Below are 14,623 nucleotides of genomic sequence, written 5' to 3' on the forward strand. Positions count from 1 at the left end.
CCATGAGCACGCCCGAGCGATTCTCCCGCATTCCCATGGTCGATATCTCCGGCCTCTACGGAGATGACGCGGCTCAGGACCGGGTGGCCGAGGCACTGGGACGGGCGGCGCGGGAGGTCGGCTTTCTCTACGTCACCGGCCACCGCGTCGACGAAACATTGTTCGACGGTGTCCTCGATGCGGCAAAACGGTTCTTCGCCCTGCCCCTCGACCGGAAGATGGCGGTCTATATCGGCCGCTCGACCAACCATCGCGGCTATGTGCCCGAAGGCGAGGAGGTTTTCGCCTCCGGCAGCAAGGATATGAAGGAAGCGTTCGACCTGTCCCGCGACCTGCCGGACGACGACCCAGACTACCGGGCCGGCAACCCGCTGCTCGGCCCGAACCAGTGGCCCGATCTGCCCGGATTCCCCGAGGCGGTCAGCGCCTATTACGAGGCCGTGTTCGATCTGGGCCGAGTGCTTGCGAGCGGCTTTGCGCGGGCCATCGGCGAGGCGCCCGAGTTTTTCGAGCCTCATCTGATCAAACCGCCGAGCCAGCTCCGGCTGATCCACTACCCCGTCAACGACCGCGCGCGCGATCAGCCCGGCATCGGCGCCCATACCGACTACGAATGTTTCACGCTGCTCAAATCCACAAGCCCCGGCCTCGAAGTCCTGAACGGCGCGGGCGAGTGGATCGACGCGCCGCCGGTGCCTGGTGCCTTCATCGTCAATATCGGCGACATGCTGGAGTTGCTGACCAATGGACAGTTTGTCGCCACCTCCCACCGGGTCCGCAATCTCAGGGAAGAACGCTATTCGTTTCCGCTGTTCTTTTCCCTCGACTACGACACAGCCGTCCAGCCGCTCGAGCGGTTCGTCGCCCAGGGTGAAATGAGACGGCCGGGTCTGGTGGCCGGTGAACACCTCTTTGCCCAGACGGCGCAGAGCTTCAGCTACCAGAAGGCCCGGCTCGCCAAGGGCGAGATCTGCCTGCCCGATAACGCCGTGGGACTGTCGTCCTTCGGTCAGGAATCCCGGCTGGATCGCCCTCGCGTATGACTAGACCGTGTCACGGTGGTCGCGGATCGCCGTCAGGAACATGTCGCCGAATTCGCGCAGCTTGGCGGCGCCGACGCCATTGACCTCGGCGAACTGGTCGCTGTCGCGCGGCCGGCGCAGCGCCATGTCGGCGAGCGACCGGTCGGAGAAGATCACATAAGCCGGGACCTGCCGTTCCTTGGCCAGCCTGAGCCGCAATTCCTTCAGCGACGCGAGCAGCGACACATCCTCGCCGCTCATGTCCTCCATCGCCTCGATCTCGCGGCCCTTACGCTTGCCGGCGCGCTGCAGCACTTCGGGGCGGAAGCGGAACACCTCATCGCCATGCATCAGGGCCCTGCCTTTGGGCGTGATGCCCAGGCCGCCATAGCCGCCGATGTCGATCTTGAGGAACCCGGCGGCGACGAGCTGCCGGATCATGGAGCGCCATTCTTCCTTTTTGCGGCCGGCGCCGGCGCCGAAGACGGGCAACTCATGGTGACCGGCCGAGATCACCTTCTCATTATCCGCGCCGCGCAGGATATCGATCACGTGCGCCGCTCCATAGCGCTCGCCGCTGCGGTGCACCGCCGATAGTGCCTTGCGCGCGTCTTCCGTGCGGTCCTCCAGCGCGACCGGGTTGAGGCACAAATCGCAATTGCCGCACGGCTCCGATGGCTCACCGAAATAGGCGAGCAGGATCTGGCGCCGGCACATGGGCGCCTCGCAATACCCCAGGAGCGCATCGAGCCGCTGGTGTTCGCGCCGCTTGCGTTCCTCACCGGCTTCCTCCTGGTCGATGAACATGCGGCGCATACGGATGTCGGCGAGACCGAACAGCATGTGCGCCTCGGCCTTGCCGCCATCGCGACCGGCGCGGCCGATCTCCTGGTAATAGGCTTCAAGGCTGCCCGGCAGGTCGGCGTGGAAGACGAACCGCACGTCGGATTTATCGATGCCCATGCCGAAGGCGATGGTCGCGACCATGACCATGCCCGGTTCGGTCATGAAGGCATTCTGGTTGACCTCGCGGCCTTCCTTGTCCATGCCAGCGTGATAGGCGCGGGCAAGGACCCCGTTGGCGACCAGAAATTCGGCGGCTTCCTCGGTCTTCTTGCGCGACAGGCAATAGACGATGCCACTCTGGCCCGGGTGGCGCTTCACGAAGGAGAGCAACTGCTTCTTCCACTCGTGCTTGGGTTCGACCGTCAGCTTGATATTGGGCCGGTCGAAGCCGAGCACCAGCATCTCGACCCGGCCGCCGAACAGGCGCTGGGCGATATCGGCCCGCGTCACCTCGTCGGCCGTCGCCGTCAGCGCCGCGACCGGCACGCCGGGAAATACCTCGCGCAGCCGCGACAGCGCCTCGTATTCCGGCCGGAACGCCGGTCCCCACTGCGAGATACAGTGCGCCTCGTCGATGGCGATCAGCGAAATCGGCAGCTTGGAGAGCGCAGCGAGCATGCGATCGGTCATCAGCCGCTCCGGCGCCATGTAAAGCAGGCGCGTCTGGCCGGACGCCGCCCGCTTCCACGCCATCACATTGTCGTCCCGGTGACGCGAGGAATTGATGCTTTCCGCCGCCACGCCGGCAAGCCGCAGCGCGGCAACCTGATCCTGCATCAGTGCGACCAGGGGTGACACAACGATGGTCAGCCCGCCCATGACCAGCGCGGGCACCTGAAAGCATAGCGATTTGCCCGAGCCGGTCGGCATGACCGTCAGCACATGGTTGCCTGAAAGAATGGTGTCGACGGCCTGCTCCTGACCCGGACGGAAATCGTCGAAGCCGAAGACGTCCTTCAGGACCTGGCGTTTGGGATCTTGCGGGGAATCGGGGCGAGTCATCAGGCCCTTTTTAGTCCCAACCCATCAATGGATGCTACCTCCGCGTCCGATAGCGGCCCACGTTTCGCCGCCTCGACGCAGGCGGCGAGTTCAACCCGATTCTTGACACCCAACACGACCGTATCGACTCCGGGCATTGACAGCGCATAGCGATGCGCCAAGACGGCAGGGTCCTCGCCCCATGCGTCGCAGAGCGCGCGAAAGCCCGCGGCCGCTTGATAATCGACGACGGTTGCCTCGTCCTCTGGCAAGGCGCGATCGATGCTGGCGCAGAGCGACCCTGCCGCGACGGCGCGAATACCCATGACGCCAATACCGTTTCGACGTGCGGCTTCGATGATGGCACGAGGCTCGCCTGGCTCGTCATACATCTTCATGTTGCCTACGGCGTCCATCACATTGGCAACCGCCTGCACGACCGCGGGCCTGGTTTCCTCCGCGAGGGCCTGTCTCACCACCAAGGGAATACCGGTGCCAGTGATTCCCCACGCACCGATCAGGCCAGCCGATTGCAACCGCTCCATCGCGGGAATGACGGCATCAAGGTAAAGCGACCAGCGGGTCGCGAACCTGTCCTGACGCTCGGCGAACCGCGGGTAGAGATAATCGTCCGGACAGATGTTGGAGTGGAGGAAGAACAGGTCGACCCGGTCCAGTTTCATGTGATCGAGGCTTCGCCGCAGCGACGCTTCCATCTTGGAATAGACCTCGGCCGCCGCCGGCGAACCCAGCTGATATTTGGTCGTGACTCGCACGCCATCGGGCAATTGTCCGCCAAACGCTTCGCCGATCACCATCTCCGCCTCGCCCCGTCCATAGCCCGGTGCCATGTCGAGGAGCGTTATACCGGCATCGACGGCGGCTCGCGTCGTGGCGATCGCCTCTTCCCGCGTGGTTTCGCCCCAGACCTGACCAATGCCGCCGCCGCCCAGACTCAGGCTGCTGACGGGCCACAATCCGCCGAGATTCCGTTTCTCCATAGCCTTCGCTCCCCGTGCCGATGACCGTCACAGTGAACCTTCCCCATGACGATTCCAATGCGGAACCACGCTCTTCAGCCAGCGTTCAGCCTGCGGGCGGTATCAAGTGGCCACAAACACCAAGAGGAGACTCCGATGAAGAAATTAGGCCTGCTGGCGGCTGTCGTGCTCGGCGCGATGTCGACGCCGGCGCTTGCGGCGTGGGATACGATCGGCACGGTGGACTTCGACCGCGGCGGCGATAAGGCGCGCGCCTACACCAATTTCGGCGGCCCAGTGGAGCGGCTGAGCTTCGCCGTGACCAGTAACGACGTTGAATGCCGCCGCGTGACCGCGACGTTCAATAATGGCAAGACGCGCAAGATATTCGAAGGCTGGATCAGGCGCGGCAGCATCGCCACCGTCGATCTGCCCGGCAATGAACGTACGGTTCGCCGCCTCGACTTCGATTGCGCGGCGCTGGGGCGCCGCGAGGCGCGGATCACCATCGGCGCGGAACTCGGCGGCTACCGCGACGTGTGGATGCGTAATCCGGCATGGTCAAACTTCTTCCCGCGCCCGCCGCAGGGTCCGGGACCGGGCTGGGGTCCTGGCCGACCGGGGCGTCCGGGCGATGATGTTGACGGCTGGGTCCGTCTGGGCCGTGAAAGCTTCGAGGGTCGCCGCGATCGCGAAGCCGTCTTCACGGGCTGGGCTGGCCGCAACGTCGACGCCATCGGCCTCCGCGCCGCCAATGGCGATGCCCAGTGCACCCGGGTTCGCGTGACCTTCGGCAATGGCCGGACCCGCGACCTGGACATTGGCAACCGCGGCGTGCTGCGGATGGGCGATTTCCGTCGTATCGATCTGCCTGGCCGCGAACGGAACATTCGCAGTCTCGATATGCGTTGCCGCCCGGTTGGCGACCGTCAGGTCACCATCCAGGCCTTTGCTCGCAAGTAACGGCGGGCTCATCGCGTGAAACAAGTCCCCGGACAGAAATGTCCGGGGATTTTTTCATGGGCAGCGGTGATTGCCTCGAGCGTAAAAGCCCGCGATTCCTTCCTGAAGCCGTGCAATTCGCTCCCGGTCCGGCGGCGCGCGATTATAAGCGGCCCGCGCCTCGTCGGTCAGTCGCTGCTCAAGCGCAATCAGATCGACCGTGACGCACCGCCCATTCCGGACGACCTCTCGGCCAGCGACGAACAGCGACGACAGGTGCCGCGCCGTCATGCGCCCGAGCAGCAGATCGACCTCGTCCAGATCGTCATGGACACAGTCCCTGCTCATGCCGGCGAAATCCAGCAGGGCAAGATCGGCCGGCGCGCCGGGCATGATCCGTCCCCCGCCATCGTCCCCCAGAATCGTACGGCGGCCCGTGACCAGCGCCGCGTCAAAAATCTCGGCCGGGCTCATGGGCGGCGCGCCTGTCTTGCCCAGCGCATGGACATGCCGGACAAGACGCATCTCGCGCAGCATGTCCTCGTCATCGTCGAAACTGGCGCCGTCGAGACCGATACCGTAGTCCAGTCCCGCCGCGCGCATATCATCCAGCGGCGCGCCACCTGACCGCAGCCGCATGTTGGACGACACGTTGATCGACACCGTCACGCCGCGCTCGGCGAGCAGCGCGCATTCATCGGGCCGCAGCCAGACGGCATGCGCGACGGTCAGCCGCGGCGTGAGCAATCCAAGCGTATCGAGAAACGGGATCAGACCCTGCGGGTAATGGGCATCGGCCCACTGGCGCTGGCGCTCGGTTTCCAGCAGATGCATGTGAACCCGCCGGCCCGTCGCCGCCGACGCCTCGGCGATGGCGGCCAACGTCTCGTGCGTCGCCCATTGCGGGCCGACCGGACAATATTGCAGCCGAAAGCCATCATGTTCGAGCGCCGCGATCTGCTCGGCCAGCGCCATGTTGGCGGCCAGCGGCCGTAACGCCGCCGCCTGCGCCACGAGACCGGGACGATCGGCGGGATCGAGTGTCGCCAGCAGGGCATCCAGATCCCCATAGACCGCAGGGTTGCGATCGAAGAACGGCAAGGCGAAAGCCACCGCGATACCCACGTCACGCGCGGCGCCCGACACGGCCTCCGCTTCGGCGAGAAGCGCTGCCGGGTTCTGGGTGTTGTGACAATGATTGGCGGCGCAGATGCCGCCTTCGGCCATGCGCCCGAACGCCACCGCCGCGCAAAGATAGGGATCGACCCGGGGGTGTCGCGCCAGCGCCGGCAGCCACAATTCCAGCGGGCCGTCCGCGGCGCCATAGGCGAGGGTCCGCAAGCCGCGCCCATGATCGTGCGCATCGGCCGGCGCGGGCATCGCCAGCATGCCGGCCTCTTCGGGCGTGAGAGAACCTGCATCGACAGGCTCCAGCCTTGCGATACGGCCATGCTCCATGTGAATGACCGTGGGACCGAGCGGCGCCTCATGGCCTGGCGCGGTCAGCACCCGGCCGGCGCGGACGATCCCGGGCGCCGTCATCGCGACGGCTTGGCCGCCAGGATCGCGGCGGTCGTATGTTCCAGGTTTTTTGGAGTCGGCGTCGGCATCCGCTGGATACGCCGTACGGAAAGACCGTGCCCGCGCGCGTCGGTCATCAGGGTGCGGTCCTTCATTACGAACCGGCCGCGCACCAGCGTATGGATTGGCATTCCGGTCACCTCGGCCTTGTCGAACGGCGTGCTGGGACTCTTGGATTGCAGGCGCGCCGAGTCAACGGTTTCCGGACGGTCCATGTCGATCACCACCAGGTCCGCGTCCGAACCCGGCAGCAATGCGCCCTTACGGGGATAGAGGCCAAAGGCCAATGCCGGCGCGGTGGACGTCATGCGGACATAGTCGTTCAGGGTCATGCGGCCGGCGGACACCTGCGTCAGCATCAGCGGCATCTGGGTCTCGACGCCGGTAAAGCCGCAGTCGGCGCACCAGATGTCGTCCTTGTGCTTTTCCGCCGCGCTGTGCGGTGCGTGATCGGTGGCGATCATGTCGATGGTCCGGTCGCGCACGCCGGCCCAGAGCTGATCCTGATGGCTCTTCTCGCGCACCGGCGGATTGACCCGGATCAGCGACCCCATTTCCGTATAGGCGTGCTCGTCCAGCAGCAGGTAGTGCGGACAGGTCTCGGCCGTGATGTCCACGCCGCGTGCCTTCGCCTCGCGCAGCGGCCGCAACTCGTCGCCGGACGAGACATGCAGGATGTGAATGCGGGCGCCCGTCCATTCGGCCAGGATCGCCGCCCGGGCCACCGCCTCGACCGCGACCACGGGCGGGCGCGCCGCCAGATGCGCCAGCGGATCGTTGCGGCCCGCTTCTTTCAGCTTGGTCTCGCGCCGCGCCATGATCGAGGCGTTCTCGGCATGCAGGGCGATGCGGTAGCCATGCTTGGCGATGATCTCGAACCCTTCCAGGATCGCGCCCGTGGGCGGCGACGGCAGGTTGGCGAAGGTGTTGCCCATGAAGCACTTGAAGCCGGCGACGCCGCCCTCGATCAAGGCCTCCAACTGGTCGAGATTGCTCTCGCCCAGCAGACCGTAGATGCCGAAATCCACATAGGCGCTCTCAGCGGCCTTCAGCTTGAGGTTCAGCGCCTCGACCGTGCCGGTCGGCGGCTTGGTGTTCGGCATTTCGAACACGGTGGTGACGCCGCCCATGGCCGCGCTGGCCGTGCCGGTTTCCCAGGTTTCCTTGTGGCTGTAGCCGGGCTCGCGGAAATGGACATGAGCATCGATGGCGCCGGGCAGGATGTACTTGCCTGTCGCATCGAGCGTCTCCTTTGCCTCGGGCATGGCCGCGGCGTCGCCGATGGCGAGGATCGCGCCATCCTTGATGGCGATGGACGCGGAAAACTGCGCGGTGTCGGTGACGATGGTGGCGCCGGAGATGACGAGGTCAGCGATCATGGGAATGGCAACTCGCGTTTGGAAGGAATCAGAGCATGGCCCAGCCGCCATCCACGGGCATGTCGATGCCCGTGATCTGGCGGGAGACGTCGGATGACAGGAACAGGCACGCATTGGCGACATCGGCGGCGGTGCTGATACGGCGCAGCGCGTATTCGGCGGCATGCGCGGCAATGGCCTCGTCCTCGGTGATCCCTTTCGCCTTGGCATAGCCAGGCATCACCTTGGTCCGGAAGCGCGGTCCATCGACCATGCCAGGCGCGACGCAATTGACGTTCACATTGTAGGGTCCCGCTTCGATAGCGGTCGATTTGGTGATGCCCCGCAGGCCCCATTTGGAAGCCGAATACGCCATTCTGCCGGCGCGGCCGCGCATGCCGAAGGTGCCGCCAACATTGACGATCTTGCCGTAACGTCGCTCGATCATGCCGGGCAGCATCGCGCGCATGCTGTTGAAGCAGCCCGTCATGTTCAGCTGGACGATCTGGTCGAATTCTTCCTGCGTGGTCTCCCACGCCGTCTTGCCGACCGGCCCGGTGCCGCCGGCCATGTTGACCAGCACGTCGATGGTACCGAAAGCAGTCAGCGCCTCCTCGGCAAGCCGCTGCGTGTCCGACGCGACCGTGACGTCGCACGGGACCACGATGGTTTCCGCGCCCAGCGACCGGGCGCTGTCGGCCACGGCCTCAAGCGCCTGCAGATCGCGGCCCGCGAGCACGAGCCGGCATCCCTCGCGGGCGAACGCCTCGGTCACGGCTGGCCCCATGCCCTTGCCTGGGCCCGTGAAGACCGCCACCTTGCCCGATAATCCCAACTCCATCGGCACCCTCCGATATTGTCATCATATTCCTGAATACTACATGCAATTGAAGCACGATTGATTCTTTACTGATCATTATAGTCTTCAATGAGTGGTATATTTAAATATTTTGTTGACACCTCCTGTTGTTTTACTGTTACTACCTGAATACCAGTCATCCAGAGATTGGTAACCCGTTCGCGTTCTCGACCGTCGCCCGCCAGGCGCATTCCCGTTCGATCCGCTGCCGCTGCATTCCTGATTAGCGACCTTGGCTGTTGCCAAGGAAGTGCCGATTTGGACCACTGGTGTTGCCGGAATGGCTACGGAGAAGATTTCATGGCGCTCAGGAACATGCGCATTTGGCGCTACATCGACGAGGTCGCGCGGGTCGGATCGGTGCGGCAGGCGGCTTCCCGCCTCAACGTGACGCCCTCGGCTTTGCTCAGGCGAATCCAGGACGTGGAATACGATCTCAACGCCGCCGTGTTCGAGCGTCACGCCTCGGGTGTCCAACTCACGGCCGCGGGCGAGGTTTTGATCCACTGGATCCGCCGCCAGAATGCAGATCTGCGACGGGTTTATTCGCAGATCGAGGAACTCTCGGGGCTGCAGCTCGGCGAGATTCGCATCGCCTGCAGCCAGGCGGTCGCGCGCAGCTTCATCATCAAGGAAATCCTCGAGTTTCAGAAGCTGCACCCCAAGGTCCGCTTCCACATCACCGTGTCGGATCACCACAAGGCGCTGCAATCGCTGATCGCCTATGAAAGCGATGTGGTCCTCATCTTCCGCCCGTCGCTGGCGGCGGAGTTCCAGACCATCCTTTCGGTCGGCCAGGGCCTTGTCGCCATCATGGCGGCGGATCATCCGCTGGCGGCGCAGGAGACGCTGCGCCTGCGCGACTGCTCCCTCTACGACGTCGCCCTGCCCGACCGCTCGTTCGGCGGCCGCGAGATCATTGAGGACCGGCTTGCCTCCAGCTCCGCCAAGTTCAACGTGGTGCTGGAGACCAATTCCTTTGACATGCTGGCCGATTACGTCATGAGCAACCACGCGATCACCTTCCAGATCGACATCGGCGCGCTGGGCTGGCGCGGCGATCCGCGCTTTGCCGTTCGGCCGCTGCATCCCGCCGACAACCCCTATGGACCGCTGGTGCTCGGCCAGCTCAAGGGCCGCACCCTGCCGCTGGCCGCCGCCAAGTTCGCCGAACAGCTGTCCCGGCGGCTGGAGGATCTGCGCACCCTGCCCATGCGGGAGGATGCGCCCGCAGCCTGAGTTATTCCGTGAGCCCGTAATCGTCGCGGGCGGACCGCGGCGACACGAACCCGGCATCCACATCCGCCTCGACCGCCGCGCGCGGCCTTCCCTTCGGATCACCGAGACCGGCGCCGCCCGGCACCTCGAGCACGAGCCGGTCGCCGCGCGGGATCGGCTGCAGCCCTTTCGCGCGCAGCACGCCGCCCGAGGCCAGCCGGACCACGCCCGCGCTGCCGTCGCCGCCGCCGTCGCGGCCCCGCGCCGGCCGGTCGACCCGCTCGAACATGGCGAGCACCTCGAACGGCGCATCGCCGCGCCCGCCGACCACGACGGTCTGCCCTAGACCGCCGCGCCGTTCCCCGGCGCCGCCGCTGTCGGCCCGCAACTCCTTCTTCCAGATGACGATGGGCGCGCCCGATTCGATGACCTCGACCGGCATGGCGCGCACGCCGCTGGGAAACGCCGTTCCGGACAGCCCGTCCTGGACCGGCCGCGCGCCGCTGCCGCCGCTGTTGAAGAAGACGGTGTCGAAGGACTCGCCCGGTGCATTCCCGCCCGCGCTCGCGCGCCGCCCCCGCAACTGCACGCTCCAGAGGCAGGATGAGCCTTCGGCGGGCACGCGGCCCGGCAACGCCTGCGCCAGACAGCCGAACACCACGTCGGGCAGCATCTGGCCGATGACGTGACGGGCCGCGACCGGCCACGGCCGCTCCACGTTGACGATGCTGCCCAGCGGCGCCTTCACGACGAAGGGCGACAGGGCGCCGTTATTGTTGGGAATCTCCGGCGAGACCACGCAGCGCAGCCCGAACACCGTGTAGGCGCGGCAATAATTCATCACCACGTTGATCCCGCGCGGCACGGCCGGATCGGTGCCATCGTAATCCACCGTCACCGCGCCATCCGCGATGGTCAGCGTGGCGCGCAGGGTGATGGGATGGTCATAGCCGTCGATGGTCATCTGGGCCGACCATGTGCCCTCAGGCAACTTGGCGATTTCCGCGCGGGTCGCGGCGAGCGAGTGATCGATGATGTAGTCGGCGATGGGATCGAGACCGGGCATGTCGAATTCATCCAGCATCTCCCGCAGCCGGCGCGCGCCGGTCTCGTTGCTGGTGACATAGGACAGCACGTCGCCCTCGACCTGCAGCGGCGTGCGCACGTTCTGGCGCAGGATGTCCATCAGGTCCGCGTTCACCACGCCCCTGGAGACCAGTTTCAGCAGCGGAATCTGCAGGCCTTCCTCATAGATGGAGCGGCCGTCCGGCCCCTGCCCCAGCCCGCCGATATCCACCTGATGGCAGCAGACGCCCAGCATGGCCGTCACCGCGCCGCGATGGAACACCGGGCTGATGACCGTGACGTCGTGCAGATGCCCGGCGGTCAGCCACGGATCGTTGGTGATGTAGTGATCGCCCTCGGCCATGGTCTCGGGCGGAAACTTGGCGAGGAAATGCCGTACCCCCTCGGCCATGGAATTGACGTGTCCGGGCGTGCCGGTTACCGCTTCGGCGACCAGCCGCCCGCGCATGTCGAAGACCGCCGCCGACAGATCGCCCGCATCCCGGACCGTGGTCGAAAAGGCGGTGCGCATCAGCGTCTGCGCCTGTTCCTCGACCACCGAGATCAGGCGGGTCCACATCACCTGCATCCGCAGGTCGGAAAGGGCTGCGGTCATGGTACGAGAGCCTCCTTTGAAGCGCGGCGGGTCAGGACGATGTAGCCATGGCCGTCGATCATCCCGTCGAAGCGGGGCGACACCACCGTGGTGGTCTCGCGCTCGACGATCAGGGCCGGCCCCGGAAAGCGGTCGCCGGGCACCAGCGAGTCGCGCCGGTAGACACCGAATTTCTCGGTCTGGCCGGTCGCCGGGTCGATGACGTCGCGATAGGTCTCGGCGACCCCGTCCCGGCCTCGCCCGGTGCAGGAAGCAGCCGCCACGAGCGGCAATTCGGTGCGCACGACGACGCGCCAGGTCAGGATTTCCACCGCCAGCGGAATGGTCACCCCGCCATACTGATCGCGATAGGCGGCCTCGAACGCCGCCAGCAGCACGTCATGGTCGTCCTCCGTCAGCGCGCGCGGCGGCAGCGCGACGGGAATTTCGTATCCCTGCCCCACATAGCGGGCGAGACACGACCGCTGTTCGATCATGGGCTTGCCGGCCGCGCCCTGCGTCACCAGGGCGCGGGCTTCACCGGCCATGTCCTGCAGCAAAGCGTTGACCGCCGCGAAGTCGATCCGGTCGAGGCGCTGCGGCAGGCTGCGCGCCAGTTCGTAGGAGATGGGCGCCCGCAGGAAGCCGACCGCCGAGCCCACGCCGGCGCTGCGCGGCACGATGACCTCGTCAATCCCGAGCTTCTCGGCGATCCGCACGGCATGAAGCGGCGCGGCGCCGCCGAAGGCGATGAGCGTCCTGCCATCCGTCGTGGTGCCCTGCTCGACCGCGTGAACCCGCGCGGCGCTGGCCATGGTCTCGTCGACGATCTCGCTGACACCCATGGCCAGCGTCGCCGCATCCGCGCCCCAGGCATGGAGATTCTCCAGCGCCAGGCTGGCGGCCTCGGGCGACAGGGTCACCTTGCCGCCAGCGAAGGCTGACGGGTCGATCCGGCCCAGCACGATATCAGCGTCGGTCACGGTTGGATTGACGCCGCCACGCCCATAGGCCGCCGGCCCGGGTTCCGAACCCGCGCTTTGCGGTCCCACCCTGAGGCGCCCGGCGGAATCCAGGCCGGCGATGGAGCCGCCGCCCGCGCCGATCTCGACCATCTCGACCACCGGAATACGCAGTGGCAATCCGCTGCCCTTGCGGAAGCGATGCACCCGCGCCACCTCGAAACCGGGCAGCGTCCTCGGCTGACCGTGGTCGATCAGACAGATCTTCGCCGTGGTGCCGCCCACGTCGAGCGCCAGCATGTGCGCGATGCCGCGCTCGGCGGCGATGGACGCGGCGAAGATCGCGCCGCCCGCGGGACCCGATTCCACCAAGCGGACGGGAAAGCGCGCCGCCGTATCGACAGTCGTCAGTCCGCCCGACGACAGCATCAGGAAGAACGGGCAGTCGAAACCCAACTCGCGCAGCCGGGCATCGAGGCGGCGCAGGTAATGGTCGACCAACGGCTGCACATAGGCGTTGGCCACCGTGGTGGAAAACCGCTCGTACTCCCGCATCTCCGGCGAAACCTCGCTGGACAGCGAGACGCTGACGCCCGGCATTTCCGCGCGCACGATTTCGGCCGCGCGCCGCTCATGGGCCGGATTGGCATAGCTGTGCAGAAACGCGATAGCGACGCTTTCAACGCCGGCGCCGCGCATGGTGGCGGCGACCTCGCGCACGGCATCCTCGTCCAGGGGCAGCAGCACGACGCCATCGGCGGCGACCCGTTCCGGCACGCCGAGCCGCAGGCGGCGCGGGACCAGCGGCACCGGCTTTTCCATGGCGATGTCGTACTGGTCGAAGCGGCTTTCCGTGCCCAGCTCCAGCACATCCCGGAAGCCTTCCGTCGTCAGCAGCCCGGTCGTCACGCCGCGGCGCTCGATCAGCGCGTTGGTCGCCAGCGTCGTGCCGTGAACGATCAGCCCCACGTCGCCGGGCACGAGCCCGGCCTCGTCGAGCAACAGCAGGACTCCGTCGAGCAGCGCCCGTTCCGGCGCGTCGTAGGTAGTCAGCAACTTGGTGGAATGGCGGCCCGCCGGAGTCTCCAGCACCACGTCGGTGAAGGTGCCGCCGATATCCGCGCCGATCTTGACCGAGGCCTTGTCCCGTTCAGCGGCCATCGGCGGCCATCTCCAGCTTGGCGTAGAAACGGGCGAGGTGCTCCGAGACCTTGACCGGCTCGAAGCGCGGCGCGCCGGTCCGGTCGAGCATCTCCGGCAGCGGTCCCACCACCACGTCGCGATCGGGATTGGCGAAGAAGGCGACCGAGAAACGTTCGCCGCCCGAACGGTTCTTGACCCGATGCCAGTTGGACAGGAACTGTCCGTTGGACCACCACATCATCATGTCGCCCACATTGATGGTGAACGCGCCCGGTATCGGCGGCGCCGCGATCCAGACACCGTCGCGGCGCTTGACCTCGAGGCCGCCGACCTCGCCCTGCGCGAGGATGGTGAAGGGACCCTCGTCCGTATGGGAAACCGTGTTCGACACGTCGATATCGGCCCCTTCCGGCAGCGGCGGATAATAAAGCAGGCTGAGCTGTGAGGGCGGCTTGCGGAAGTAGCCATCGAACCGGTCTTCCGGCAGACCGAGTCCGAGCGCGAAAGCGCCGAGCAACTGGACGGACAGGCCATGCATGGCGGACAGGTACGCCTCGCCGGCGACCCGGAAATCCGGCATGTCGCCGGGCCAGCGATTGGGTGCGTCGAAGATGCGCGCATGGGGATCGCCCGGCTGGCCGGCATCGTCCCAGTTCAGTTGCAGCCGGTACTGATCGAACAGGCGGGTGTTCCGCGACAGGGTGGTCTGCGGCGGCGCGGGCACCCAGCCGCGGTACCATTCGGGCGTCGCCAGCGCGTCCGATCGCTCGTCGGCGGGCCGGTGATAGAAGGCCGCGCTCTGGTCGAAGATGGCCGTGCGCAGCGCCTCGGGCACCCCATGGCCGGTCAGGTAGAAGAAACCGATGTCCCGGCAGGCCCGGGCGATTTCGGCCGCGACGGCGGCACGGGCCTCGGCGTCTCTGGTCAGGAAGGGAGCGAAATCCACCACCGGCACCTCGGCGAGGTCGATGGTTTCCGCGACGATTCTGTCGTCTTCGCTCTGGTCGCTTCTGCTCATGAAAGGATCTCCGTCAGCACGGGCGATATCGCCTTTCTTCGACGAGTATCCCA

General features: G+C 66.3%; 11 protein-coding genes. 3 read left to right on the forward strand and 8 right to left on the reverse strand.

What is annotated here, in order from left to right:
* Window positions 1-2: 2 nt before the first annotated feature.
* A complete protein-coding gene (locus tag WJU17_RS06655) occupies window positions 3-1,043 on the forward strand; it encodes a 2-oxoglutarate and iron-dependent oxygenase domain-containing protein (protein WP_346326553.1) in 1,041 nt (346 codons plus the stop codon).
* Here WJU17_RS06655 and recQ read toward each other — a convergent pair whose 3' ends face one another.
* Together recQ and WJU17_RS06665 are read right to left on the reverse strand one after the other, a co-directional pair.
* Window positions 1,044-2,870, reverse strand: a complete 1,827-nt coding sequence (gene recQ, locus WJU17_RS06660) for a DNA helicase RecQ (RefSeq protein WP_346326554.1) — start codon at window positions 2,868-2,870, stop codon at window positions 1,044-1,046. It lies immediately after the preceding gene.
* Window positions 2,870-3,850 (reverse strand): aldo/keto reductase, encoded by a 981-nt coding sequence (locus WJU17_RS06665; RefSeq protein WP_346326555.1) that lies wholly within the window; start codon window positions 3,848-3,850, stop codon window positions 2,870-2,872. The genes recQ and WJU17_RS06665 overlap by 1 nt, the downstream gene beginning before the upstream one ends.
* Window positions 3,851-3,985: 135 nt before the next feature.
* Between WJU17_RS06665 and WJU17_RS06670 the strand changes: the two genes are divergently transcribed.
* The gene (locus tag WJU17_RS06670; RefSeq protein WP_346326556.1) at window positions 3,986-4,792 is read left to right on the forward strand and encodes a hypothetical protein; all 807 of its coding nucleotides are present in this window, start codon (window positions 3,986-3,988) and stop codon (window positions 4,790-4,792) included.
* 54 nt (window positions 4,793-4,846) lie between these two features.
* Here WJU17_RS06670 and WJU17_RS06675 read toward each other — a convergent pair whose 3' ends face one another.
* The 3 genes from WJU17_RS06675 to WJU17_RS06685 are packed head-to-tail and all read right to left on the reverse strand — an operon-like array spanning window position 4,847 to window position 8,551.
* Window positions 4,847-6,313, reverse strand: a complete 1,467-nt coding sequence (locus WJU17_RS06675; RefSeq protein ID WP_346326557.1) for an amidohydrolase family protein — start codon at window positions 6,311-6,313, stop codon at window positions 4,847-4,849.
* On the reverse strand, window positions 6,310-7,731 hold the full coding sequence (gene allB / locus WJU17_RS06680; RefSeq protein ID WP_346326558.1) for an allantoinase AllB: 1,422 nt from the start codon (window positions 7,729-7,731) through the stop codon (window positions 6,310-6,312). The genes WJU17_RS06675 and allB overlap by 4 nt, the downstream gene beginning before the upstream one ends.
* A gap of 28 nt (window positions 7,732-7,759) precedes the next feature.
* The gene (locus WJU17_RS06685; RefSeq protein ID WP_346326559.1) at window positions 7,760-8,551 is read right to left on the reverse strand and encodes an SDR family NAD(P)-dependent oxidoreductase; all 792 of its coding nucleotides are present in this window, start codon (window positions 8,549-8,551) and stop codon (window positions 7,760-7,762) included.
* Between the two features lie 318 nt (window positions 8,552-8,869).
* On the opposite strand from WJU17_RS06685, the gene WJU17_RS06690 reads away from it, so the two are divergent.
* Window positions 8,870-9,808, forward strand: a complete 939-nt coding sequence (locus WJU17_RS06690) for a LysR family transcriptional regulator (protein ID WP_346326560.1) — start codon at window positions 8,870-8,872, stop codon at window positions 9,806-9,808.
* Between the two features lies 1 nt (window position 9,809).
* Here WJU17_RS06690 and WJU17_RS06695 read toward each other — a convergent pair whose 3' ends face one another.
* The 3 genes from WJU17_RS06695 to WJU17_RS06705 are packed head-to-tail and all read right to left on the reverse strand — an operon-like array spanning window position 9,810 to window position 14,570.
* Window positions 9,810-11,468 carry a hydantoinase B/oxoprolinase family protein gene (locus WJU17_RS06695; RefSeq protein WP_346326561.1) on the reverse strand — a complete coding sequence of 553 codons (1,659 nt, stop codon included), beginning with the start codon at window positions 11,466-11,468 and terminating at the stop codon, window positions 9,810-9,812.
* On the reverse strand, window positions 11,465-13,570 hold the full coding sequence (locus WJU17_RS06700) for a hydantoinase/oxoprolinase family protein (RefSeq protein WP_346326562.1): 2,106 nt from the start codon (window positions 13,568-13,570) through the stop codon (window positions 11,465-11,467). Before WJU17_RS06700 ends, WJU17_RS06695 begins: the two co-directional genes overlap by 4 nt.
* Window positions 13,560-14,570, reverse strand: coding sequence for a 2OG-Fe(II) oxygenase family protein (locus WJU17_RS06705; protein WP_346326563.1), 1,011 nt, complete (start codon window positions 14,568-14,570; stop codon window positions 13,560-13,562). The genes WJU17_RS06700 and WJU17_RS06705 overlap by 11 nt, the downstream gene beginning before the upstream one ends.
* Between the last annotated feature and the right edge of the window lie 53 nt (window positions 14,571-14,623).

The organism is Iodidimonas sp. SYSU 1G8 (genome assembly GCF_039655775.1).
Taxonomy (GTDB): domain Bacteria; phylum Pseudomonadota; class Alphaproteobacteria; order SMXS01; family SMXS01; genus RI-34.